This window comes from Virgibacillus sp. LDC-1 (assembly GCF_030137545.1).
Lineage (GTDB): Bacteria > Bacillota > Bacilli > Bacillales > Amphibacillaceae > LDC-1.
Genome location: NZ_JARUVL010000026.1, coordinates 1 through 21,805 on the forward strand (window position 1 = coordinate 1; position 21,805 = coordinate 21,805).

A 21,805-nucleotide genomic window follows, 5' to 3' on the forward strand; every position below is an offset into this window, starting at 1 on the left:
ATTGATTACTACAATAATAAACGGATTAAAGAAAAATTGACTGGAATGAGTCCAGTTGAATACCGGAAACAAACCAGCCAATTATCTGCTTAATAATTTAGTCTAACTTTATGGGTTCAGTACAAAGAGGGTTTGCAAGTACCCTCTTTCATCGCCATAAATCATTTACATAAAATTCTTCAGATAACCCATTCATATCTGGCTTGCTACTAAGTTGGATATAGATTAGGTAATATTCTTTTAAAGGTCTGGTCTCCGTTAACCTGCTGTCTTAAGCGGTAAGGCGTTGTTTTTTGTTCCACATAAATGAAATGATATACAAGACTGCTCCGAGTATTGCTAATGATAAAACAGGAACAGAAATATTCTTTCCGAAGCTTGGTATAATGGTGGGTAAAAGTATAAACGCCCCAATAAATAGTGTGCAAATGATCCATATTTGGATAAATTCCACCCATTTTTTCAGCTGTTTTTTTCGAAACGACGTATACTTTAACCATGCAAATATAAGCCTAATAAATCCATACATAAGCAGTAACTCAATGGCAACGATAACGATAGCTGAGCCGAGAGAAAATGCAAATATGTTTGTACCAAGATCAAATAAGTGATACATGCCATAGCTTAAAAGACCGTACGTTAGACTGCCAATTGCTAAAAATTTCACGGCAATGTAAATGAAAAAGAGTACGGATTTCTTTGTTTGCTCCTGGGGTATTTCTCCAATAATTTCGTCACAGAAAGCTTTTGGATCCCTTCCAAAAACCTCTTCCGCAGTCCGTTTATTTTGTTGGGCTTCTAGTAAATGGTCCAATAGTTCAATTAGAATTTCCTCTGTTTGCTGTTCCGATTTATTTGAACTTAACCGAATGTATACAAGCATTTCCTCGTAATATTCAAGATTGCTGGCAGTTAACTGCTCGCGCTTCTCGTTATTTAGTATAATTAGATCCTTTGCATTCATTGTTCATTCCTCCCCTTTTCTATTATTGCTTCTACAGGTACTTTAATCGCTTCCCAGTGAAAAATAAATGCTTCTAATGCTGAATGTCCTGCTTCGGTAAGATGGTAATACTTTCGCTTTGGGCCAGCTTCTGACTTTTGTAAATTTCCTTCGATTAGTTTTTCTTTTTGTAGTCGAAGCAAAATAGGATAGATAGACCCTTCGCTCACATCAGGTAATCCAAATTGTTGCAATCGCATAGAAAGTTCATATCCATAGGTTGGCTTTTGTTTAATAATCGATAGAATGCACCCTTCTAATATTCCTTTCAGTAATTGACTTCGTAAAGACAACAGCTTTCACCTACCTTGTATAACAAGTTACCAAATTGTAAACTAACTACCTTGCAATACAAAGTAGTTAATCTTATTATATAATTTTCTCTATAAAATACAAGCATTTTTTGATATGATATCGGTATGTTGTAAAATCGAGAGTTACATGAAGGAGTATAAAAGCATGGAATGGAAAAATATTTATCGCGGCTTGCTGATGGGAGCAAGCGATGTGATTCCCGGTGTAAGTGGTGGTACAATTGCATTGGTGCTTGGTATATATGATCGACTGATTGAAGCAATTAACGGGTTTTTTGGGAAAGCGTGGAAAAAACATCTTGGCTTTTTAATTCCGCTCGGATTAGGAGTAGGAATTGCTATCTTAACGTTGAGTAAGGCAATTGATTATTTATTGGAGCATTATCCTGGACCATTAAAGTTTTTCTTTCTTGGTTTAATACTAGGGGTCTTACCTTATTTGTTTCATCAAGCAGAGGCGCGAACAACTTTTAAGGTGAAACATGTAATTATTCTTCTTATTGGTGCTTTATTAATCGCATCGATTGCTTTTTTTGATTTAAGTGAAGGCTCAGAAATGGAAAGGGGATTATCTACTTATATCGTTGTTTTCTTTTCAGGAATACTTGCCAGTGCCGCAATGATTTTACCTGGCATAAGTGGGTCGATGATTCTTCTTGTGATTGGAATGTATCATACGATTATTAATGCATTAAGCAATTTATATTTAGATATAATTGCTGTAACAGGCATCGGTGTTCTAATCGGGATTGTTTTGATGAGCAAAGTGATTAAATATTTTCTCGATCATTATCATACGGCAACGTTTGCTTGTGTAATTGGTTTTGTTATCGGTTCATTAGTAATTGTTTTTCCGGGTTGGCCTGAAAGCATGGGACGGCTGTTTGTTAGTATTGCAACCTTTGCAGGGGGGCTATTGGTCGCTTATATTCTTGGAAGAGTAGAGTACAAAGCATCATAATGAAAAAAGTAATAAACAACGAATAAAATGAGTAGGAAGGGGATATAAATGGAGTACATTCAAACGATCGAGCAATTTGATAAGGTTATTCAAAGTGAGGAACCAGTAATTATTAAGTTTTTTGCGAATTGGTGTCCAGATTGTAAACGAATGGACATGTTTATTGGCGATCTTTTAGAGGAATTCCAAAATTATCGTTGGTATGAAGTAAATACCGACGAGATAGAAGGAATTGCGCAAAAATATGAGGTAATGGGTATTCCGAGCATCTTGATTTTTCAAAATGGTGAAAAGATTGCCCACCAGCATAGTGCCTATACGAAAACACCAGAATCGGTTGCTGAATTCTTACATCAGCAGCTTGGATAATTTAAAAATAATCTCCATGCAATGGGGATTATTTTTTATGGATGAATTTATTCTTGTATTATGAAAGAAATCTAGTATAATAAAAAGAATTTAAGCTGGTCTAGAGAGAGGGAGAGGCGAAATGCAGCAACCGATATTAAAAGAGTTCCCACAGGAGTTTCATACAGAAAGACTTTATATTCGACTTCCGCTACCAGGGGATGGCGAGATCGTACATGAGGCGATTAGTGTGAGCAAGGAAGCGTTAAAAAAGTGGTTGCCATTTGCTCAAAAAGATCAAACGTTAGAAGAAACAGAAGCAAATATTAGAGAAGCGCATCTGGCATTTTTAAAGCGTGATGATTTGCGTCTTCATATATTTGCTCAGAATTCCGGAGCGTTTGTTGGAAGTACCGGCTTGCATCGTATTGACTGGTCCATACCTAAGTTTGAAATTGGCTATTGGCTTGATAGTAGACAAATAGGAAAAGGATATATGACAGAGGCAGTAGCTGGTCTCACAGCGTTTGCGTTCGAGCAATTAGCGGCACAGCGAGTGGAAGTTCGCTGTGATTCTAAGAATATAAAAAGCAGGGCAATAGCTGAACGACTTGGTTTTACGCTGGAAGGGATATTGAAAAAGGATTCCCTTGCAGTAGATAGTGAGGAGCTGCGCGATACATGTGTTTTTGCAAAGGTAAGATAATGGGAAAGAAAATATAATTTCGTTTAGTCTGGTTCATTATACTAAGATATCTGCCCAAGCTTGATGTTAATCAAAGGCTTGGGCAGTTATATGTTTAACTTGCAAGAAGACCCTATTTTCTCTATTCTAATTCAAATGACAGCATTTCGTTATCTGTAAAAGTGATTTTTGAGTTTTGTAAGCTAAGTTGGTTTTTGATTAGTTTTCTTGGTTTTAATTGATAAATATGTCCAAAGGTATCTTTATCCATTCCGCCATACTTGATTCTTGTAATTGCTTGTGGGTTGAAAAGGCTCGATACGTCATTGGAGCTCTCCCATTCAATTAAGAAGGGAAGTACCTGCTCCTTATAATTATATTCTGGAAATAGCATACGCCATGATAATACAGTACCATCTGAACGGCGGCGTTTCCCATGAAATGGACCATGAAAAGGGATATTATGCTTATGAAAATGTTCGATATAGCTGTCTAATTGGTCTGTTCGTAATGCGAATTGAAAAGGACCTGGCTGTTGTTGATCGATAACGTAAACTAAATGCTTGATTAACGGATTATCGGAATGCTTGGCTTTCTCATAATTGCTTATTCCAAGCCATTCCAAATAGCTGTCATTAGAAAAATAAGCAAGGAAATTATATGTTCCCCAGCTTTCGTGTTCTCCGCCTTTCACAGCTTTAAAGGAAAATCGTCTTCCGTAATTAGCGCTTGCCTCTTGTGCATTTGTACCTGCAAAAACAATGTGGTCCAATGCTAACATTTCATCACTCCCGCAGTATTTACTTTTCGTTGGCTGTTTATTCTATGTATCTCTTTTAATAATATTGTCACTACAGTATGCTTATTGCAAAATATTTGATTGAAAATGAAAATTCTCAGCTATTTCTAATGAATCTTTGTTATATTAAACGAAAGAGGACGGTATAAACAAATAGTTATTAAGAAATGAGTGAAATCCTGTGTCTAAACCCAAAATATTAATTGTCGAAGACGAGCAAAAGCTTAGTAGGGTGCTTCAATTAGAATTGGAGTATGAAGATTATCTGACAACCGTAGCTGCGGATGGGAAAGAAGCGTTACGAAAAATCGAAGAGCAAGAATGGGATCTTGTTTTATTGGATATTATGCTTCCAAAGTTGAATGGTTTGGAGGTGTTGCGTCGTGTGCGTTTAAATGATGAGTCAACACCAATTATTTTACTAACAGCAAGAGATCAAGTGTTTGACAAGGTTAGTGGACTAGATCATGGGGCAAATGATTATATAACGAAGCCCTTTCAAATTGAAGAGCTATTGGCTAGAATTCGTGCACATTTACGTCAACGAAGAAAAAGAAAAGAACAGGTGGAAAATAAGCTTGAAGTTGATGATTTACGAGTTGACTTGAATCGACGAGAAGTGAAAAGAAGTGATCAAACACTTGAACTAACCCCACGTGAGTTTGATTTACTTGTATGTTTACTTCAAAACAAAAATATCGTGATGACAAGAGAACAACTCATAGAACAAGTGTGGGGATTTGATTACTTTGGTGATACGAATGTGGTCGATGTATATATTCGTTATGTAAGGAAAAAAATTGATAAAGATAAGCAAACGCCGACCATCCAAACTATTCGTGGTGTCGGCTATATAATAAAGGATTTGGATTCATGAAACTGCAAACGAAGCTACAAGTATATACGAGTGTGTTTATGCTTTTATTAATTCTGTTAATTAATACAGCTATTTATGCGCTCTTTTATCAAATTTCTGCCAATACGGAATTAGAGTGGCTTGAAGGAAATACGAATGATTTAACAACGGCGTTGAATGAGAACCAGCATGTTCCGACGAAGGATTTAATAAAAGCCTATTTACCAAGTCATGGAATGATTCAGGTGATTGCCAAAGATGGTTCAATCATAAATCAGAGTACGAAGGATGTCGCATATACAAAACTGAAGAAACAATTTTCGAATAAGGAAATGCAGACGATTGTAACTGGAAAAGAAATCGATATTGCTGTTATTACGAAACCGATAATTTGGCGTAATGGTGAAGTTGTTACGTTGCAGGTATCCCAGCATTTAATCGCATTAAAAGAAAATATGACCGTGCTCTTCTATGTATTAACTGTAGCGTCTTTATTAATTCTTATTCCTACCATTTTAGCCGCGCGAATTTTAAGCAGGTTTCTGTTGAAGCCGATTAAAGAATTAATTCAAGCGATGAAAGAGAATAAAGAGAATAAGAAGTGGCGAAAAATCAAGCAGAAAAATCGTTCAGGCGATGAATTACATGAAATGGAGCAAACCTTTAATGAAATGATCGATAAACTAGAAGAAAACTTTCGCAAACAAGAAACATTCGTATCGGACGCATCACATGAATTGAAAACACCGATTTCGATTGTAAAGAGCTATGCCCAGCTTTTAAAGCGAAGAGGAATGGAACGGCCAGAACTTTTTAATGAAGCGATAGAAGCAATTGATTCTGAGGCAGACCGAATGCAAAAGCTGGTGGAGCAAATGCTTGTATTAGCTAGAAGTGAGGGAACAATAGATAAAGAGCAGGTTAATATGGCGCAGCTTTGTCAAGAAGCAGTAAGAACCTTTGGTGGCGCATATAAACGAAAAATAGATTTTCGGGTCCAAACTACAAAAGCAATCGTTTATGGAAATAAATCACAGCTACAACAAGTTGTATATATTTTAGTTGATAATGCGTTGAAATATAGTGAGGATGAGGTCGTGCTTTCCTTAACGGAAGAGGCAGCATTTGTCGTGCTAACTGTTACGGATTCTGGTCAAGGAATTCCTGAGCATGAGCAGCAACGAATTTTTGATCGGTTTTATCGTGTCGACAAGGCTCGGAGTAGAATTACTGGTGGGACCGGATTAGGCTTGCCTATTGCGAAAACGATCGTGGAGACACACCAAGGAATGCTCTCTGTAGCAAGTAAAGTAGGAGAGGGTTCGACATTTAAATTAAGACTACCTAAAGAGATGTAATGAGCGTTCTCATCAATTTTTAATCTTTTTCTTAAGCTACTTTCATGTTAACTGGTTAAACTGAGGGTAAGAAAAGAAAGGAGGATAAAAACAATGAAGAAGAAAATGGGTATTACCATTGGTGTGCTTGCTGCAGTACTAGCTTTAGGAATAGGAATGTATCAGTCCGATGCATCAGCAGCTGAACCAAAATTATCTATGGAACAAATTGAGGCAATGGTTAAAGATCAATATCCTGGAACAATTACCGATGTGGAACTGGAAAAGGATTTAAATAAAGTCGTTTATGAAGTTGAAATTGAAGGGGAAGGCAAAAAGTATGATTTAACGCTCGATGGAAATACAGGAGAAGTATTAAAGCTAGAAGAAACGAAGCTGAATGTACAAAGCCCTACCAAGTCTCCAGTTACCGTGAAGGAAAAGGAACAAGATTCACAAGAAAATCCAGCAAATGATAAACAAGATGAGGATGATCAATCAGAACAAAAAGAAACAGAGAACGGGGTAACTCCTCGCATTACGACCCAAGAAGCAATTGAGATTGCATTAAAGCAATTTGCTGGTAAGGTAACGAGTGCGAAGCTAGATGAAGACGATAATCAATATTTTTATGAAATAGAGATTGAAGCAGCAGATGGCAGTGAAGCGGAATTCGAGATTGATGCACTAACAGGAGAAACTATCGTGATAGATATGGATTATGAAACAGATTCTCAACAAGAAAATTAAAAACAAACGATTGTTTTAAAATCTCCGAGTGTTTATTTGCTTAAGCTTATCTGATATTTATAGAAGTTAAACAACGAGGGTATCGTTCGTTTTTGTTAAAATGAATGATACCCTGTTTATTGTTTATCTCAGTTACGTCGCTCCAATCTCTCTGTTATTAAGCGGCGCTTTACGCTTTTGAACGTCCAGCTTCAAGCGCCAAAAACGAGAAGATTTCGCGTCGTGCCCTCCGATAAGTTATCATCGGATCGTCACCTCACCGTGATTCCTTTATCTCAGTTACGTCGCTCCAATCTCTCTGTTATTAAGCGGCGCTTTACGCTTTTGAACGTCCAGCTTCAAGCGCCAAAAACGAGAAGATTTCGCGTCGTGCCCTCCGATAAGTTATCATCGGATCGTCACCTCACCGTGATTCCTTTATCTCAGTTACGTCGCTCCAATCTCTCTGTTATTAAGCGGCGCTTTACGCTTTTGAACGTCCAGCTTCAAGCGCCAAAAACGAGAAGATTTCGCGTCGTTCCCTCCGATAAGTTATCATCGGTTCGTCATCTCACCGTGATTCCTTTATCTCAGTCACGCCGCTCCAATCCCTCTGTTTTTAAGCGGCGCTTTACGCTTTTGAACGTCCAGCTTCAAGCGCCAAAAACGAGGAGATTTCGCGTCGTTCCCTCCGATAAGTTATCATCGGTTCGTCATCTCACCGTGATTCCTTTATCTCAGTTACGTCGCTCCAATCTCTCTGTTTTTAAGCGGCGCTTTACGCTTTTGTTTCTAAGAAGTGACTTTAAAATTTGGTGTGATGGTAGCTGGAACGATTGGATGCTTTTCAAAGTAGGCTTGAATAAGCTCAACGGCATCCTGCTGAATTTCTTTTATAATCGGCTTTTCCTTAAACATATCGAAATCACCACCACCACTCGCACGGTAATTGTTTAGCACGACTTGATAGGTTTTTTCTTTATTTAAGGGCTCTCCATGGTAAGTAACCTGCTCAATGCGCTTGCCAATTGGCTTTGCTACATTGATGGTATATTCAATTCCCTCCCACATATCATAGTTATAATGCTGTGGCTTGGGGCTCTCATAGGAAGGATTTACACCAATATTACCTTGTTGGTCGAGAATAAAGTAGGACGCGCTTTTTTCTAAAGCAGCACAGATATCTTCTCCCGTTAATTCAAGAACTGCGAACGTATTTGGATATATATAATTTGATACAATATCACGCATCGTAACAACGGATGGAAAGCCTTTTGCATCGTTGTTTAGCAGCGAGGTCACAGAGATGTCAACACCAGCAGCGTCCATCTGCACATGTTGAATAAATTCAATGAATGGATGCTTAGCGACTCTTGCTTGAAAAGGATCATCAATTTCCATATTGCCGTCAATTTGACCAATAGGTTGATCTAACCATTGCTGTGTAGAAACTTCAATTTGTTCCATATAATGCAGGCTTTCACGGTCTGATTCTACGCCCTTGAGAGAGACTACTTCAGCCTCTTTTTTCAGAATCTTCCAGCCTTTTTCTGATTGATCGAATGTAATAGTTATTTCGCCATACATTTTCCCATTGTTTCCAGGCTGGATAACAAGGCAGTCGTTAATCATTCCTGTAAAGACGCGGTGCTGATGTCCTGTTAAGAGTACATCGATTCCTTGTATTTCTGCTGCCATGGCATAGCCTTGATTTTCTCCGGTCAACTGTTCTGTAGGCTCTCCTGAAATAAGATCTCTTTCGATTCCACCGTGATAGGATGCAATAACAAGATCAGGTTTTTCCACGAGATGGATATGATCTACCCATTTTTGTAGTGTTGCCTTTGCATCAGCAAACTGGATTCCGGCGATATGCACCGGCTTTTCCCAATTCGGTATATAGTGTGTTGTAACCCCAATAATGGCGACCGTTAAATCATTAGGAAATCGCTTTATCTTATATGGCGTTCCAAAATAAGGTTGTCCTGTTTTTTGATCAAGAATGTTAGCAGCTAACCATGGGAAGCTTGATTGTTGAACTGCATCCTCTAAGATTTGTCTGCCAAAATTAAATTCGTGATTTCCAATTACTGCTGCATCGATGCCGATTTGATTCATTATTCCAATCATCGGATTTTCTTTATCCGCCTGTGCTTTCACATAATGTGTCATTAAAGGTGTTCCTTGTATTAAATCCCCATTGTCCAACAAAAGTACATTTTCATAGTGTGCTTTTTTATGTTTGGCAACGGTGGCGTACTTTACAAGTCCAAGATCTGCTTCCTCGTTCGTTCCATAAATGATTGGCATCGCGTTTCCGTGAATATCACTCGTGTACAAAATATGTAATGTTGTCAATGTAGGCCCATCCTTCCATATGTAAAGAAAACGAAATTAAAACAGAGGCTCTGCTTTAATTCCGCTTTATATTAGACAATTTTACGACGAATCCGTGCAGATAAGAAATCAATAACCGTTACTACAATAATAATAGCAAGTAAGATTAATCCCATCTCATTCCAATTTCGATTGTTTGCTGCAAAAATAATCATTGTCCCAATTCCACCTGCACCAACGATTCCTAGAATAGAGGATGCCCGAATATCGATTTCAAAGCGGTAGATCGCATAGGACAAAAATTCAGGAATAATTTGTGGCATATAGCCATAGAAAAGAATTTGTATTTTATTTGCTCCACTTGCTTCCATTGCTTCGATCACATTCATGTCAATCGATTCAATTACTTCCGAGTAGAGCTTTCCTAGCATCCCAGTCGATCCGATAGCAATTGCTAATACCCCAGCAAATGCGTTTGGTCCAACTGCTACTACGAATAAAATAGCTAATATTAAATCCGGGAAGGCACGGACACCAGATAAAATCCATTTCCCAATTCCTGCAATAAATCGGTTTCCTGACATGTTTTGTGCTGCAAGAAATCCAAGTGGAATTGCCAGAATCGCAGCCATAAAGGAACCTGCAAAGGCAATAAAGATTGTTTCTAATATTTTCATACTAACTTCACCAACAGCAGACCAATCCGGACTGAAAAGCTTTGGAATAACGATGCCAAAATTACGGATAACTCGTTCCATGGCTCTTCCCCAGTCAATTTCAATTCCTCTAAAGGTCCACACATAAAGTGCGATAACTGCAAGTATAATAAGCCCAGCTTTTAATTTTTTCCATACAGATTTAACCGGTTTCGGAGGTAGATTATATGTAGCCATTAAATAAGTGCCTCCCTGATTTTATTACTTACATATTCAATTGCAATCACAACAACAAAAATAACAATAATAATCGTCATTGCATTTGGATAATTATAAAAGCCAAGCTGTTGATCAAGTACAAGTCCAATTCCACCAGCACCTACAAGACCTAATACAACAGAGGCACGAATGTTAATTTCAAAGACGTATAGTACAAAGGATGTGAACTGTGGTAGCACCTGTGGAACTAATCCGTAAAAAATCATTTGTAGTGTATTTGCACCGGATGCCCGCATTGCTTCTAATGGATTCATATCCACTGCTTCAATTGTTTCACTGATCAGCTTTGCTAAAATACCCAATGAAAAAATGATAAGTGCTAAAATACCTGGGAATACGCCAATACCAAATAGTCCAACAAAGATAACCGCAAGAACAAGGTCTGGAATGGTACGTAAAATATTTAAAAACGTTCGTGTAACATAATACAATGGCTTAAATGTTGTAACATTTTGCGCAGATAGTAGTGCAAGAGGAACAGTTAAAATAGCAGCGACTGTTGTCGCGATAATTGCCATTTGGATGGTCGTCGCCATCGCTGGCCAAATCGCTCCGACTACTTGAAAGTTTGGCGGAAAGAATTTTTCCATGACACGCCACATATCCGAAAGTGCATTTCCAAAACCTCCGACCATTTCCGCTTGTGTCCGAATCATACTGTATAAGTAAAATCCGATGACAGCAAAGAAAATAATCGTAATCTGTGCTTTTGTTTTGGCAGGGTAAATAGCGGGCGTTTGTGCGTGCTTTCCAGCATTGCTATTCGTTGTCACGATTCATCTGCCCCCCCACGCAAGTCATCCTCACGTATTGTCCGACCATAAATTTCTTCAAATGTTTTTTCGGTTACTTCAGAAGCAGGACCGTCAAAAACAACTTCTCCTGCTCGCATGCCGATAATACGATCCGCGTATTCCATGGCCATATCAATAAAGTGGAGATTAACAATCGTTGTAATGTTATCTTCCTTGTTTATCTTTTTTAAATAAGTCATTACTTGGTGAGAGGTCGGTGGATCAAGCGATGCCACTGGTTCGTCCGCTAAAATATAAGATGGTTTTTGGGTTAACACCCTCGCAATACTAACCCGTTGTTGCTGACCACCACTAAGCTCATCTGCACGATTATGTATTTTTTCTGCTATGTTAACACGTTGTAAACTCTCGTAAGCAAGTGCGACATCTTCTTTTTTATACATGCTAAAAATAGAACGCAATGTTCCTGTATGTCCGAGTCTCCCAGCAAGCACGTTTTTAAGCACATTTGAGCGTTTAACAAGATTGTAATTTTGAAAAATCATGCCGATCTTTGTTCGAAGCTTTCGTAGGTTTGCACCTCGATATGTAAGAATATCTTCATTATCTACAAGAAGTTCACCAGAAGTTGGGGTTACTAAACGATTAATACTTCGAATAAATGTCGATTTTCCTGCTCCAGATAAGCCAACAATAACAACAAACTCCCCATCTTTAATCGTGACATTTACGTTTTTTAAACCTTCTGTTCCATTCGGATAAACTAATCCGACATTTTTAAATTCAATCATATTATTCCTCCATTGCAGGCTATATAGTATCTAAAAAATAGTTTGATGATAAAATGTTTCTTAATATTCAATCAAGCCTTACCATTTTAGTATAAGCTATCGATGAAAACTATGAAAGCCCTTTTTTACATAAGAAAAGGGAAGATTAGAAACCTTCCCTTTCCGTTTTTTATTGGTTAAAGATTATAGACTAATATCATCCTTGAACTTCTGATATGTTTCTTTTACAACGTCATACTCAGAATCAGTTGCTTCATCGATTGCATCCCAGTTATAAACTTCATTCATGATTTTGATCATTTCATCATCATCATTGAAGGATAGGAATACGTCCTTGATTTTTTGAACAAGCTCATCATCAAGTTCTTTTGTAACGGAGATCGTATCATTCGGAATTTCATCCGTATAATCGATAACTTTCAACTCTTCTTTGATTTTTGGATAATCTCCTTCAAGTGTGTCACGCACATCATCGAAGGTAGTAGCAACATCTGCTTCGCCATTCATAACTGCAAGTGCTGCATTGTCATGACCACCAGCAGCAGTAATATTAGAGAAGAAGTCACTTTCTAATTCAGCAGATGATTTATAGCCGAATTTCTCCATTAATTGACTTGCAGGGAAAAGGTATCCAGATGTAGATCCTTTATCACCGAATGCCCAGATTTTACCCTCTAAATCTTCTAAGCTCTCAATTCCTGAATCAGAACGTACAAGATATTGTGCTTTATATGTACCAGATCCGTGACGGATGGATTTAAGAATAACTTCTACATCATATTGTTCATTCGCAAGTACGTAACCAAATGCAGGAATGAAACCGATATGCACTTGATTCGATCCCATTGCTTCTACTAATGCATTATAGTTCGTCATTACTTTCCCTTGAACTTCAACACCGAGTTCCTCTGATAAACGGTTTGCTAAAGGCTCGACTGTATCAGCAATTGTGTCAGAGTCCTGTGAAGGAACAAATCCCATAACAAGCGTTTCTGGTGTATTCGATTCTTTATCTTTTCCATCAGCATTTTTGTCGCCATTGGAATCATCAGACCCACAGGCAGCTAATCCAATAGCTAATGCCAACACAAGTATTAGACCAAAAATTTTTTTCATTTTGACCCTCCTATTTGTTTTTAAAATGAAATGTTTGTCTCTTTTATTAAATAACATTTAAGTTAAAAATGCTAGACTATTTCCTAAAAAAATACGATTATTTTACAATTTCTTAAAAAAGTCTTTTATTAGTATAACATAAATGTGTATTGTGTTATACTGTTTGTCTTTTAGATGGAGAGAATATCTAGGCTTAACTTCAATAAACTAGGGTATTAAAAAGAGAAGGAGGTGGATGCATGAAATGGAAAGAAGCATTATTTCTTTTTCATAGCAAGGCTGGTAATGCGCGTTTGGACGAGCAATTAGCAGCTGTGCTTCCAAGCTTAGTGCAAGCTTTTGACGTATTCAATACAAGAAAAACAACGACGATAGATGAGCTTCGATTAGTCTGTTTACAAGAAGCAAAGCAAGTGGATGTACTTATTGTATTCGGGGGAGATGGCACATTACATGAAGTAGTCAATGTAATGGTACCGTTACAAGTAAGGCCAGTAATCATGGTGCTTCCTGGAGGAACATGTAATGATTTTAGTAGGACGCTTAACGTTCCACAACGACTTGAAGAAGCGGTGGGAAACCTTGAACAGGCAGAGATTACATCAGTTGATATAGGTAAAGCGGGAGAGCAATACTTTTTAAATTTTTGGGGAATTGGACTTGTTGCAGAAACATCGATGAATATTAATGAGGCAGAAAAGGATCATTTAGGTGTCTTGAGCTATTTTTTAAGTACGTTACGGACACTGAGTCAAACCGCACAATTTGAATATACGATAGAAGTAGATGGCGAACAGCTCAGTGGAGAAGCGGTTTTAGTAATGGTTTTTAACGGGAAATATATTGGAACAAGAGAGCTTCCGTTAACAGCTATCTCACCAAGTGATGGAAAGTTAGATCTGCTAATTTTAAAAAGCTCTAATTTAGCAGCATTTCGTGAGCTACTTATGATGAATCGTTCTGATCGTGTATTAGAAGATGTGAGGCACGTTGAACATCTTCAAGCGTCCTCCATTCATATTAAGACGAATACAGGAAAAAAGGTTGATATGGACGGTGAAATCTATTCAGAAACCCCTGCTCAAATCACCGTATTACCAAAACAGCTACAAATGGTGCGATTTCCACAGGATATATAAAAAGTGTGATAAGTGTCATAGAATGTGACTGGGAAAATCGATAAGATGGAGTGGGGATTAGGGATGTCCCTGCTCTTATGCAGGACAGTGCAGGTTTGATACAAGCCTGTGCTGTTCTTATTTTTATGTATAACGAAACCAATCTGTAATAACTTTGTAATCTTTTTTCAATAATTGAGTTTAAACTGAAAAACTTATGGGTATTTAGTTTAGAGAATGCGCGAAATACAAAAATGCCAAGGAGGTAGTTTGTCATGGCAGAACGAGAAATCGTTGTTTATATAAGTAATCATTGTAGCCAATGTGACGCACTTACCGACCAATTAGATGATTGGGGTGTGGCGTATACAACTAAAAATGTAACAGAAAACAATCATTATAGAAAAGAAATGCAAGAAAACGGTATTTATGGAACCCCTGCAACTTTTATAGAAGGGAATCAAAAAGCCATATTAGGATTTCAGAAAGAAAGATTACAAATTGAATTGGGATGCCTTTAAACAGGTACATTGTTTGCTGCCATACACACGTTTTTGCCTATTCGCATAATTTATAGCAATAAAGTATGCTGAAAAGGGTGTGTATCGGTTATGCGAAATATGCGTAATATGCCTTATGGCACTCCGAACCAATTTGTTTACTCTAATAATTTTCCTTCACAAGAGCCATACTATCCATATTATCCATCTTATCAATCGGGTTCCTATTCACCTTCTTTTTCATCTCCTTTTCTTCAATATGCAAAGCCACCACAGCCGGTTAATTGGTATCAATCTCAAACACAAGCCGGTGATGGAACAGCGACTATCCAACAACCTCAATCGAATGGAATATTTAGTTATTTTCAAGATGAGAAAGGGCAAGTAGATCTTGACAAAATGCTTACAACAGTAGGAAAGCTTGCGAATACGTATCAGCAGGTTAGTCCAATGGTACAGCAATTTGGCTCTTTCATAAAAGGCTTCAGATAACAGGAAATACAAATGGTTTCTATTCGTACAGCAAAGTAAAGTGAGGCTCGAATAGTAAATATCGTTTAGGATTAGAAAGGTTTAAAAAGGGAATGTAGGAATGGAGGAGGTAGCACAAGCATGATTGGCTGTTTAATTATCCATGGATATACAGGTGGACCACATGAGCTCGAGCCCTTGTCTCGTTATTTGCAAGAAAAAACAAATTGGCATGTAGAGGTTCCAACTTTGCCAGGACACGGAAAGAAGCTTTCTTTAAATAATGTTTCTTATAAAAAATGGATTGCCACAGCAGAGAAAACCATCACCCAACTTCAAGAGAAATACGATGAAATTTACGTGATTGGGTTTTCCATGGGAGGCATGATTGCAGCTTATTTAGCTTCAAAGTATAAGGTGGATAAATTAGTACTGTTAGCGACAGCAGGGAAATTTATTTCCTTCAAACAAATGCTAGTCGATATTGGAGGAGTAGTAAGAGATGGTTGGCACCGTAATCTAAAGCAAAATAAGTTTTACTTACATTATCGAAAAAAACTTGGAGAAGTTCCATTTAAGGCGAATATTGAGTTTCTGAAGCTCGTTCGATTAACGAGGAAGCATTTAAAAGATGTGAAAGCTCCTGTGCTTATTGCTCAGGGCCAGCTAGATGGCATGGTGCCGTATAAGACAGCTTATTACTTAGACAAAGAAATTCCTTCTGAACGGAAAGAGGTTGTATTCTTTGAACGATCTCGCCACCTAATCTGTCTCGGAAATGATAAGGATACGTTAAACAATATGGTATATGAATTTTTAGTTCGTAAGCCTGAGGAGGAAAAAAATAAGGATGCCTCACACTAATAGAAGTGTATGCATCCTTATTTTTAATTTTTGTCTTTAAAAAATGAAATAACTAATGCACCTTCACCGCCATATGTAGAAATGAGCGGTCCTGTTTCAGATAGAAAAGCGTCTTTAAAAGGGTACTTTTTTAAGATTTCATCTAGTACTTTTTTCGCTCTTTCCTCTTCGTTACAGTGTGTCATTGTTATAATTTTGTCTTCAAAGGTTTTGGTATATTCGCCTATTTGCTCAATAAAGCGACGAATTGATTTTTTATCGCCACGTATTTTCTCAGTAACCTCAATTGTACCTTCATCTTCACTTGCTTTCATTAAAAGCTTGATGTTTAATGTTTTTGCGATTGCGCCTTTTACTTTGTCAAGACGTCCACCAAGAACGAGATTTTCTAATGTTTTTAGGACGAACAAGGTTGTTGCTTGCTCGACACGTACATGAAGATGCTCGACGATTTCTTCAAATGAAAGCTGTTCTTCTATTTTTTGATGTGCTTCATGAAGCAGTAATGCCTGGCCACAGGAAGCAGTTTTCGAGTTTATCACGGCAATTTTACGATCGGGTTCTTCCTCAAGTAGCATGTTCATCCCTGCAACTGCATGTTCATATGTACTACTTAATCCTTTTGTTAGGCTTATCATAATAATTGCTTTACTTGGATCGACTTCTTTATAGGCTTCATAAAAGTCATTCGGGCTAGGAGCGGATGATCGCGGTAGCTCGTTTGTCTCTTTGATACGTTTGTAAAGAGTAGGTAAATCAATGGTTACCCCTGTTTTATATTGTTTTTCGTCACTAAAATGCAAATATAGGGGAACAATTTTAATATCGATATGATCGCTCATGCGTTCGGCAATATCTGCTCCACCATCTGACATTAATTGGATTTCCATAACTCCACCTGCTTTTTTCTTAGTTAATTATTGATAGTATATCAGTTTCTATCTCAATTAGCATATAAAATTTTAACGGTTTCGTGAAAAGGGTAACATTTTAACTGTTTTTCCGGGCAATCGTTACCTTTGATTTTCGAGAAGTACTCATAATGAATAAAAATAAGCCGAAAATAACAATAGTACCGCCGAGCCATTGCGACCAAGTTATTTTTTCTCCAAGGATCAAATAGGCAAGAACGGATGCACCAATTGGCTCGAAGACAATTCCCATCGTGATTGTTGATGTGCTTAACCACTTTAATGCCCAGTTAAACAACGTATGGCCAAGAAATGTCGGGAAAATTGCCAAGGCTATGAAAATCCACCAATGGTCAATCGGGTACCCAGTAAATGAATTGTCTAAGGCAACATTATATATGAATAAAGTAATGGAGCTTATTCCATACACAACAAACGTATAGGTTATTAAGGATAATCTTTTTCGTACATGCTGTCCTAATAAAAAATAACCGGTAATGGTAATAGCCCCAAGTAAAGCAAGCATATCGCCAAATAATGCAATCCCACTAATTTGGAAGTCGCCCCAGCTGATGATGAAGCTTCCGAACAAGACAATTACCATACTAATAATTGCGCCTGCCGTGAAGCGTTCCTTAAAAAAGAAAAAGGTTCCTAAAAATGCAAAAATGGGCTGTAAGGTTACTAATACAACAGAACTTGCCACAGAGGTATAATTTAACGATTCAAACCAGAGAATAAAATGAAACGCAAGAAAAATTCCAGATAGCGTTGATAAAAACCAATCACGTTTTGTTATCAATCGAAATTCACTTCGATACTTGGAATATACAATTGGTGCCATTAGCACGACGGCAATGAGCAGACGGTAATTAGCAATGATTGCCGCTGGTGCTTGATCTGCTAATTTTACAAGTACGGCTGAAGTCGAAACAGAGAGAACGCCGATAACAACCGCGATATATGGATTAAAAGGAGGAAACCTCAAAAGACACACGCTCCTTGAAAAAACGTTTAAAAAACAAGTAAGCACTTGCTTCAATTCGTCTCTTTGCGTAAAGAAACATCTCATAGATGAATATAATTTACCATGCCATAAATAGAAATGAATAGCAACTAGTAGATATCCTGTAGTAGAATATGTTATTATTAATTAACTGTTCTTATATGTATGGGATTCAGGGGCTCTTTCCATAATGGTAAAGCCTTTTTTCATGTTAGGTAAGTTTTTTGATGAACGATTGATCTTACCAGTTGATTTATGGAGCGAGCTAAAAATAAATAAAATTATAATCAACGAAGGAGTAGAGTAACAACGTGACAACATTTAACGAACTAGGTGTATCGCAGCCTGTCTTACGGGCATTAGAAAAAATGGGCTTTGAAGAAGCCACCCCAATTCAGGCGGAAACGATACCACTCGCATTGCAAGGAAATGATGTTATCGGCCAAGCACAAACAGGTACGGGAAAAACAACAGCTTTTGGAATTCCGATGATTGAAAAAATAGATCCAAAAGAAAGAAAAATCCAAGGGCTAGTAGTTGCACCTACAAGAGAATTAGCGATTCAAGTCGCAGAAGAAATTAATCGCTTAGCGCGGTTTAAAGGAATTCGCGCATTACCAGTCTACGGTGGTCAGCATATGGATAGACAAATCCGTTCTTTAAAGGATAAACCGCAAATTGTTGTAGCTACACCAGGACGTTTACTTGACCATTTGCGTCGTAAAACAATTCGTACGGATCAAGTTACTACAACGGTTTTGGATGAGGCTGACGAAATGCTAAACATGGGCTTCATTGATGATATTCGCGAAATTTTAAAGAGCATTCCAGAAGAACGTCAAACATTACTGTTTTCTGCTACAATGCCGAAGGAAATTCGTGATATCGCAACGAATCTAATGAAGAATCCAAAGGAAATTAAAGTGAAAGCAAAGGAAATGACAGTAGAAAATATTGATCAATCCTTTATTGAAGTGCCGGAACGATACAAATTTGATACACTTACCAATCATTTAGATATTAACGATCCGGATTTAGCGATTATTTTTAGTAGAACAAAAAAACGGGTAGATGAAATATCTGAAGGATTACAGTCAAGAGGCTTTCGTGCCGAAGGAATTCATGGAGACCTTACACAAGGAAAGCGGATGTCCGTCTTAAATAAATTTAAACAAGGCCGTTTAGATGTGTTAGTAGCAACAGATGTTGCTGCGCGCGGGCTGGATATTTCTGGTGTAACACACGTGTATAACTTTGATATACCACAAGATCCGGAAAGCTATGTTCACCGTATTGGACGAACAGGAAGAGCGGGCAGAACAGGTGCAGCGATCTCATTTGTAACCCCAAGAGAAATTGCTCATCTACGTTTGATTGAGCAAGTGACGAAGAGTAAAATGAAGCGGATCATGCCACCAACAAACCAAGAAGCATTACGTGGGCAACAGCAAACAACTGTGGAAAAGATTTTAAAAACGATTGATAAAAGTGATTTGAAATCCTATCACGAAACTGCCAATGAATTGTTACAGGATCATGATTCGATCACTGTCATCTCTGCAGCGCTTAAGATGCTTACAAAGGAAAGAAAGGATATTCCTGTAAGTATTTCTTCTATCGCACCAGTAAGTGTGAAGAAGGCAATGAATTCAAACAACAATAAAAGAAGATCCAATAATAATAAACGTCCTTATGGTAAGCGTGATGGAAATAGATCCCAAGGTGGTCGAAACCGAAAAGGTAATTTCCAGCGTCGCAGAAATCGTGACTAATATGGTGGAAAGAGGAGCTCTTATGAGAGAGCTTCTCTTTTTTTGTGCGTTGATCTAACTAATATTGAATCTTTATGTTAGGCTAATCGTACAACATAGTACTAGAAAGAAGAATCGGGGGATTTATGATGCGGCTACCACCAAGAAATTCAATAGCGCGTGATGCGGTAAAAGTGTGGAAGATAATGGAAACTATTTATGTTGGTTTTTTCTGGCTCTTCATCATTGCGGGAGGAATTAGTGTCTTTTGGTTTGATTTTCCGCGCTGGCCACTTGTTGTAGCGGTGATCGTTGGCGTAATTATGTCCTATTTCGTGATTTTTCAAATACCTGAGCTCCGCTGGCGAAGATGGCGATACGAAGTGTTTGAACAAGAAGTATACATACAACACGGTATTTTAATCCAAACGCGGACACTCGTTCCAATGATTCGCGTACAGCACGTGGATACGAAGCAAGGTCCAATCTTAAAAAAGTACCAATTAGCAAGTGTAACGATTTCAACTGCTGCAACAACACATGAAATCCCAGCATTAACAGAGGAAGATGCTGCAGCCCTTCGTGATCGTATCTCTAACCTAGCGAGAGTAGATGATGATGATGTATAAACCACGTCGTATGCATCCAGCAGCAGTTATCTTTAATTTTTTACGTTTCATGAAGGAGTTAACCTTTGCCATTGTTGCAGGTTTTCTAGCATTTAAGGGCACATCATTTGGATATTTCATAGCAGCTGTCATTGCAGTTGTTGTACTCGCACTTGTTTTTAGCTTTCTTTCCTGGTATCGATATACCTATCGAATGGAAGGAGACGAGTTACGAATTGAATATGGCATATTCATTCGAAAGAAACGGTATATTTCAAAGCATCGTATTCAATCCATTGATTTAACAGCTGGGGTGATTCACCGAATGCTAAACCTTGTCAAGGTACAAGTCGAAACAGCAGGGAGTGGCATTGATTCAGAAGCCTCTTTGAAAGCAGTAAGACGAGAGGATGGAGAAGCGCTTCGGACAATGCTTAAGCGTATGGGGGAGCAGCCTGAAGATACAGAGCAAATTAGCAGTGATAAATCGGCGAATCCGGTGAAAAAAATAACAGCAAAGCGACTTTTTATTGCTGGTTCTACATCAGGAAGTATCGGGGTACTTGCTGCACTATTCGCATTTGTTTTTTCGGAACTAGAGCAATTTATTCCTGATCATTTTTTTGAAGCATCATATGCTTGGCTTATCGGTCTTGGCATAACGATAATTATCGGATTAGCAGTTGTTGTCCTTTTCCTTTTATGGGTGCTGGGGATAGCAGGAACAATGATAAAGTATGGCAATTTTACGATTGCCAAGCAAGGTGAGGAGCTGTTTATCACAAGAGGTCTTTTAGAGAAAAAGCAGCTTACTATCCCATTACAGCGAATTCAAGCGGTTGGAATAGAAGAAAGCATGATTCGACAGCCTTTTGGATTTGCAACAGTTTATGCAGAAATAGCTGGAGGGTCGTTGGAAAATGGGAATGAATATTCCGCTGTTTTATTTCCGATTTTGAAAAAGGATGAGGTAGCCTCTTTTTTGGAAACGTTTCTACCTGCCTACGTGCCTGAAGAAAGGCGCCTTGTGCCAATACCAGGAAAAGCCCGTAAATTTTATGTGCTTCGATCCATGCTTCCGGTTCTTTTAGTTGCTGCGAGTATTATGTATTTTTTTCCGCAGTTAAATTGGGTTTCTGCCGTACTTTTCATCATAAGTGGAGTCTTTGGTTGGTTGCGTTATCAGGATGGAGGCTTTTTAATCAAAGGGGATAGGATGACCATTTGTTATCGGGTGTGGAATAAACGTACGGTTCATTTGTTTCACCGACGAATCCAAGCATTTGAAATGATGCAGCATCCATTGCAAAGAAATCAAGGGCTTGCAACGTTAAAGCTATCTATTGTTGGAATGTTAGGCGCAGGAAAACATTTTAAGCTGAAGGATTTAGAAGAACGTGTAGTCGATCGATTGTTTGATTGGTATTCTTATCAAAAAAAAGAGCGATAACATGAAAAAAAGAAAAGGGGCTTCCTATCCTGTTTGTGATGTGAACCCCTAGAGTTAGACCAAAAAATCTAACTCTAGGGGTGTTTTAGTATGGCAAAGTATGACTTGGCTTTTAAGCTAGCGGTGGTACAAGCTTATTTAGCAGGAGAAGGAGGTTATT

24 protein-coding genes are annotated in these 21,805 nt (G+C 38.0%); 14 read left to right on the forward strand and 10 right to left on the reverse strand.

Annotated features, from left to right (window positions below; genetic code table 11):
- Nucleotides 1-93, forward strand: coding sequence for an IS3 family transposase (locus QBK89_RS14390; protein WP_481937822.1), 93 nt, complete (start codon nt 1-3; stop codon nt 91-93).
- A 178-nt stretch (nt 94-271) separates the two neighbouring features.
- Here QBK89_RS14390 and QBK89_RS14395 read toward each other — a convergent pair whose 3' ends face one another.
- Together QBK89_RS14395 and QBK89_RS14400 are read right to left on the reverse strand one after the other, a co-directional pair.
- Nucleotides 272-964 carry a DUF1129 family protein gene (locus QBK89_RS14395; RefSeq protein ID WP_284141734.1) on the reverse strand — a complete coding sequence of 231 codons (693 nt, stop codon included), beginning with the start codon at nt 962-964 and terminating at the stop codon, nt 272-274.
- Nucleotides 961-1,296 carry a PadR family transcriptional regulator gene (locus QBK89_RS14400; RefSeq protein WP_284141735.1) on the reverse strand — a complete coding sequence of 112 codons (336 nt, stop codon included), beginning with the start codon at nt 1,294-1,296 and terminating at the stop codon, nt 961-963. Before QBK89_RS14400 ends, QBK89_RS14395 begins: the two co-directional genes overlap by 4 nt.
- 166 nt (nt 1,297-1,462) lie before the next feature.
- Between QBK89_RS14400 and QBK89_RS14405 the strand changes: the two genes are divergently transcribed.
- The 3 genes from QBK89_RS14405 (at nt 1,463) to QBK89_RS14415 (ending at nt 3,332) form a co-directional block, all read left to right on the forward strand.
- Nucleotides 1,463-2,278, forward strand: coding sequence for a DUF368 domain-containing protein (locus tag QBK89_RS14405; RefSeq protein WP_284141736.1), 816 nt, complete (start codon nt 1,463-1,465; stop codon nt 2,276-2,278).
- A 48-nt stretch (nt 2,279-2,326) separates the two neighbouring features.
- Nucleotides 2,327-2,647: a thioredoxin family protein gene (locus QBK89_RS14410; protein WP_284141737.1), complete on the forward strand. Its 321-nt coding sequence runs from the start codon at nt 2,327-2,329 to the stop codon at nt 2,645-2,647.
- A gap of 121 nt (nt 2,648-2,768) precedes the next feature.
- On the forward strand, nt 2,769-3,332 hold the full coding sequence (locus tag QBK89_RS14415) for a GNAT family N-acetyltransferase (protein ID WP_284141738.1): 564 nt from the start codon (nt 2,769-2,771) through the stop codon (nt 3,330-3,332).
- Between the two features lie 121 nt (nt 3,333-3,453).
- On the opposite strand, the gene QBK89_RS14420 is transcribed toward QBK89_RS14415, so the two are convergent.
- Nucleotides 3,454-4,092, reverse strand: a complete 639-nt coding sequence (locus tag QBK89_RS14420; RefSeq protein WP_284141739.1) for a VOC family protein — start codon at nt 4,090-4,092, stop codon at nt 3,454-3,456.
- Nucleotides 4,093-4,291: 199 nt separating this feature from the next.
- Here QBK89_RS14420 and QBK89_RS14425 point away from each other — a divergent pair, with 199 nt between their 5' ends.
- From QBK89_RS14425 to QBK89_RS14435, 3 genes are all read left to right on the forward strand, one after another.
- Nucleotides 4,292-4,987, forward strand: coding sequence for a response regulator transcription factor (locus tag QBK89_RS14425; protein WP_284141740.1), 696 nt, complete (start codon nt 4,292-4,294; stop codon nt 4,985-4,987).
- The gene (locus QBK89_RS14430; RefSeq protein WP_284141741.1) at nt 4,984-6,324 is read left to right on the forward strand and encodes a HAMP domain-containing sensor histidine kinase; all 1,341 of its coding nucleotides are present in this window, start codon (nt 4,984-4,986) and stop codon (nt 6,322-6,324) included. Before QBK89_RS14425 ends, QBK89_RS14430 begins: the two co-directional genes overlap by 4 nt.
- Before the next feature lie 93 nt (nt 6,325-6,417).
- Nucleotides 6,418-7,053 carry a PepSY domain-containing protein gene (locus tag QBK89_RS14435; protein WP_284141742.1) on the forward strand — a complete coding sequence of 212 codons (636 nt, stop codon included), beginning with the start codon at nt 6,418-6,420 and terminating at the stop codon, nt 7,051-7,053.
- A 771-nt stretch (nt 7,054-7,824) separates the two neighbouring features.
- Here the strand turns inward: QBK89_RS14435 and QBK89_RS14440 are convergent.
- From QBK89_RS14440 to phnD, 5 genes are all read right to left on the reverse strand, one after another.
- A complete protein-coding gene (locus QBK89_RS14440; RefSeq protein ID WP_284141743.1) occupies nt 7,825-9,390 on the reverse strand; it encodes a bifunctional metallophosphatase/5'-nucleotidase in 1,566 nt (521 codons plus the stop codon).
- Nucleotides 9,391-9,461: 71 nt separating this feature from the next.
- Nucleotides 9,462-10,262 carry a phosphonate ABC transporter, permease protein PhnE gene (gene phnE, locus QBK89_RS14445; RefSeq protein ID WP_284141744.1) on the reverse strand — a complete coding sequence of 267 codons (801 nt, stop codon included), beginning with the start codon at nt 10,260-10,262 and terminating at the stop codon, nt 9,462-9,464.
- Entirely contained in the window at nt 10,262-11,077 is an 816-nt protein-coding gene (gene phnE, locus QBK89_RS14450; protein WP_284141745.1) for a phosphonate ABC transporter, permease protein PhnE, read from the reverse strand. The genes phnE (QBK89_RS14445) and phnE (QBK89_RS14450) overlap by 1 nt, the downstream gene beginning before the upstream one ends.
- On the reverse strand, nt 11,074-11,850 hold the full coding sequence (gene phnC, locus QBK89_RS14455; RefSeq protein ID WP_284141746.1) for a phosphonate ABC transporter ATP-binding protein: 777 nt from the start codon (nt 11,848-11,850) through the stop codon (nt 11,074-11,076). The genes phnE (QBK89_RS14450) and phnC overlap by 4 nt, the downstream gene beginning before the upstream one ends.
- Nucleotides 11,851-12,033: 183 nt before the next feature.
- A complete protein-coding gene (phnD, locus tag QBK89_RS14460; protein ID WP_284141747.1) occupies nt 12,034-12,966 on the reverse strand; it encodes a phosphate/phosphite/phosphonate ABC transporter substrate-binding protein in 933 nt (310 codons plus the stop codon).
- Nucleotides 12,967-13,205: 239 nt separating this feature from the next.
- Here phnD and QBK89_RS14465 point away from each other — a divergent pair, with 239 nt between their 5' ends.
- From QBK89_RS14465 to QBK89_RS14480, 4 genes are all read left to right on the forward strand, one after another.
- Nucleotides 13,206-14,105, forward strand: coding sequence for a YegS/Rv2252/BmrU family lipid kinase (locus tag QBK89_RS14465; RefSeq protein WP_284141748.1), 900 nt, complete (start codon nt 13,206-13,208; stop codon nt 14,103-14,105).
- A gap of 254 nt (nt 14,106-14,359) precedes the next feature.
- Nucleotides 14,360-14,605 carry a glutaredoxin family protein gene (locus QBK89_RS14470; protein ID WP_284141749.1) on the forward strand — a complete coding sequence of 82 codons (246 nt, stop codon included), beginning with the start codon at nt 14,360-14,362 and terminating at the stop codon, nt 14,603-14,605.
- Between the two features lie 90 nt (nt 14,606-14,695).
- Nucleotides 14,696-15,076 (forward strand): YppG family protein, encoded by a 381-nt coding sequence (locus QBK89_RS14475; RefSeq protein ID WP_284141750.1) that lies wholly within the window; start codon nt 14,696-14,698, stop codon nt 15,074-15,076.
- A 120-nt stretch (nt 15,077-15,196) separates the two neighbouring features.
- Entirely contained in the window at nt 15,197-15,919 is a 723-nt protein-coding gene (locus QBK89_RS14480; RefSeq protein WP_284141751.1) for an alpha/beta hydrolase, read from the forward strand.
- 23 nt (nt 15,920-15,942) lie between these two features.
- Here QBK89_RS14480 and QBK89_RS14485 read toward each other — a convergent pair whose 3' ends face one another.
- The gene (locus tag QBK89_RS14485) at nt 15,943-16,809 is read right to left on the reverse strand and encodes a DegV family protein (RefSeq protein ID WP_284141752.1); all 867 of its coding nucleotides are present in this window, start codon (nt 16,807-16,809) and stop codon (nt 15,943-15,945) included.
- A gap of 100 nt (nt 16,810-16,909) precedes the next feature.
- Nucleotides 16,910-17,818: a DMT family transporter gene (locus QBK89_RS14490; protein ID WP_284141753.1), complete on the reverse strand. Its 909-nt coding sequence runs from the start codon at nt 17,816-17,818 to the stop codon at nt 16,910-16,912.
- A gap of 329 nt (nt 17,819-18,147) precedes the next feature.
- On the opposite strand from QBK89_RS14490, the gene cshA reads away from it, so the two are divergent.
- The 3 genes from cshA to QBK89_RS14505 all read left to right on the forward strand — a co-directional run bounded on the left by cshA (nt 18,148) and on the right by QBK89_RS14505 (nt 21,645).
- The gene (gene cshA, locus QBK89_RS14495; RefSeq protein ID WP_284141754.1) at nt 18,148-19,608 is read left to right on the forward strand and encodes a degradosome RNA helicase CshA; all 1,461 of its coding nucleotides are present in this window, start codon (nt 18,148-18,150) and stop codon (nt 19,606-19,608) included.
- A 128-nt stretch (nt 19,609-19,736) separates the two neighbouring features.
- Nucleotides 19,737-20,216: a PH domain-containing protein gene (locus tag QBK89_RS14500; RefSeq protein WP_284141756.1), complete on the forward strand. Its 480-nt coding sequence runs from the start codon at nt 19,737-19,739 to the stop codon at nt 20,214-20,216.
- Nucleotides 20,206-21,645 (forward strand): PH domain-containing protein, encoded by a 1,440-nt coding sequence (locus QBK89_RS14505; protein WP_284141755.1) that lies wholly within the window; start codon nt 20,206-20,208, stop codon nt 21,643-21,645. The genes QBK89_RS14500 and QBK89_RS14505 overlap by 11 nt, the downstream gene beginning before the upstream one ends.
- Nucleotides 21,646-21,805: the final 160 nt, after the last annotated feature.

What these genes read in the sequence shown, in the direction of transcription:
- QBK89_RS14505 (WP_284141755.1), top strand. Translation starts at nt 20,206, where the DNA reads ATGATGTATAAACCACGTCGTATGCATCCAGCAGCAGTTATCTTTAAT.
- QBK89_RS14405 (WP_284141736.1), top strand. Translation starts at nt 1,463, where the DNA reads ATGGAATGGAAAAATATTTATCGCGGCTTGCTGATGGGAGCAAGCGAT.
- QBK89_RS14435 (WP_284141742.1), top strand. Translation starts at nt 6,418, where the DNA reads ATGAAGAAGAAAATGGGTATTACCATTGGTGTGCTTGCTGCAGTACTA.
- QBK89_RS14395 (WP_284141734.1), bottom strand. Translation starts at nt 964, where the DNA reads ATGAATGCAAAGGATCTAATTATACTAAATAACGAGAAGCGCGAGCAG.
- phnE (WP_284141744.1), bottom strand. Translation starts at nt 10,262, where the DNA reads ATGGCTACATATAATCTACCTCCGAAACCGGTTAAATCTGTATGGAAA.
- QBK89_RS14500 (WP_284141756.1), top strand. Translation starts at nt 19,737, where the DNA reads ATGCGGCTACCACCAAGAAATTCAATAGCGCGTGATGCGGTAAAAGTG.
- QBK89_RS14465 (WP_284141748.1), top strand. Translation starts at nt 13,206, where the DNA reads ATGAAATGGAAAGAAGCATTATTTCTTTTTCATAGCAAGGCTGGTAAT.
- phnC (WP_284141746.1), bottom strand. Translation starts at nt 11,850, where the DNA reads ATGATTGAATTTAAAAATGTCGGATTAGTTTATCCGAATGGAACAGAA.
- QBK89_RS14485 (WP_284141752.1), bottom strand. Translation starts at nt 16,809, where the DNA reads ATGGAAATCCAATTAATGTCAGATGGTGGAGCAGATATTGCCGAACGC.
- QBK89_RS14420 (WP_284141739.1), bottom strand. Translation starts at nt 4,092, where the DNA reads ATGTTAGCATTGGACCACATTGTTTTTGCAGGTACAAATGCACAAGAG.
- phnD (WP_284141747.1), bottom strand. Translation starts at nt 12,966, where the DNA reads ATGAAAAAAATTTTTGGTCTAATACTTGTGTTGGCATTAGCTATTGGA.
- QBK89_RS14470 (WP_284141749.1), top strand. Translation starts at nt 14,360, where the DNA reads ATGGCAGAACGAGAAATCGTTGTTTATATAAGTAATCATTGTAGCCAA.
- QBK89_RS14480 (WP_284141751.1), top strand. Translation starts at nt 15,197, where the DNA reads ATGATTGGCTGTTTAATTATCCATGGATATACAGGTGGACCACATGAG.
- QBK89_RS14415 (WP_284141738.1), top strand. Translation starts at nt 2,769, where the DNA reads ATGCAGCAACCGATATTAAAAGAGTTCCCACAGGAGTTTCATACAGAA.
- QBK89_RS14475 (WP_284141750.1), top strand. Translation starts at nt 14,696, where the DNA reads ATGCGAAATATGCGTAATATGCCTTATGGCACTCCGAACCAATTTGTT.
- QBK89_RS14410 (WP_284141737.1), top strand. Translation starts at nt 2,327, where the DNA reads ATGGAGTACATTCAAACGATCGAGCAATTTGATAAGGTTATTCAAAGT.
- QBK89_RS14430 (WP_284141741.1), top strand. Translation starts at nt 4,984, where the DNA reads ATGAAACTGCAAACGAAGCTACAAGTATATACGAGTGTGTTTATGCTT.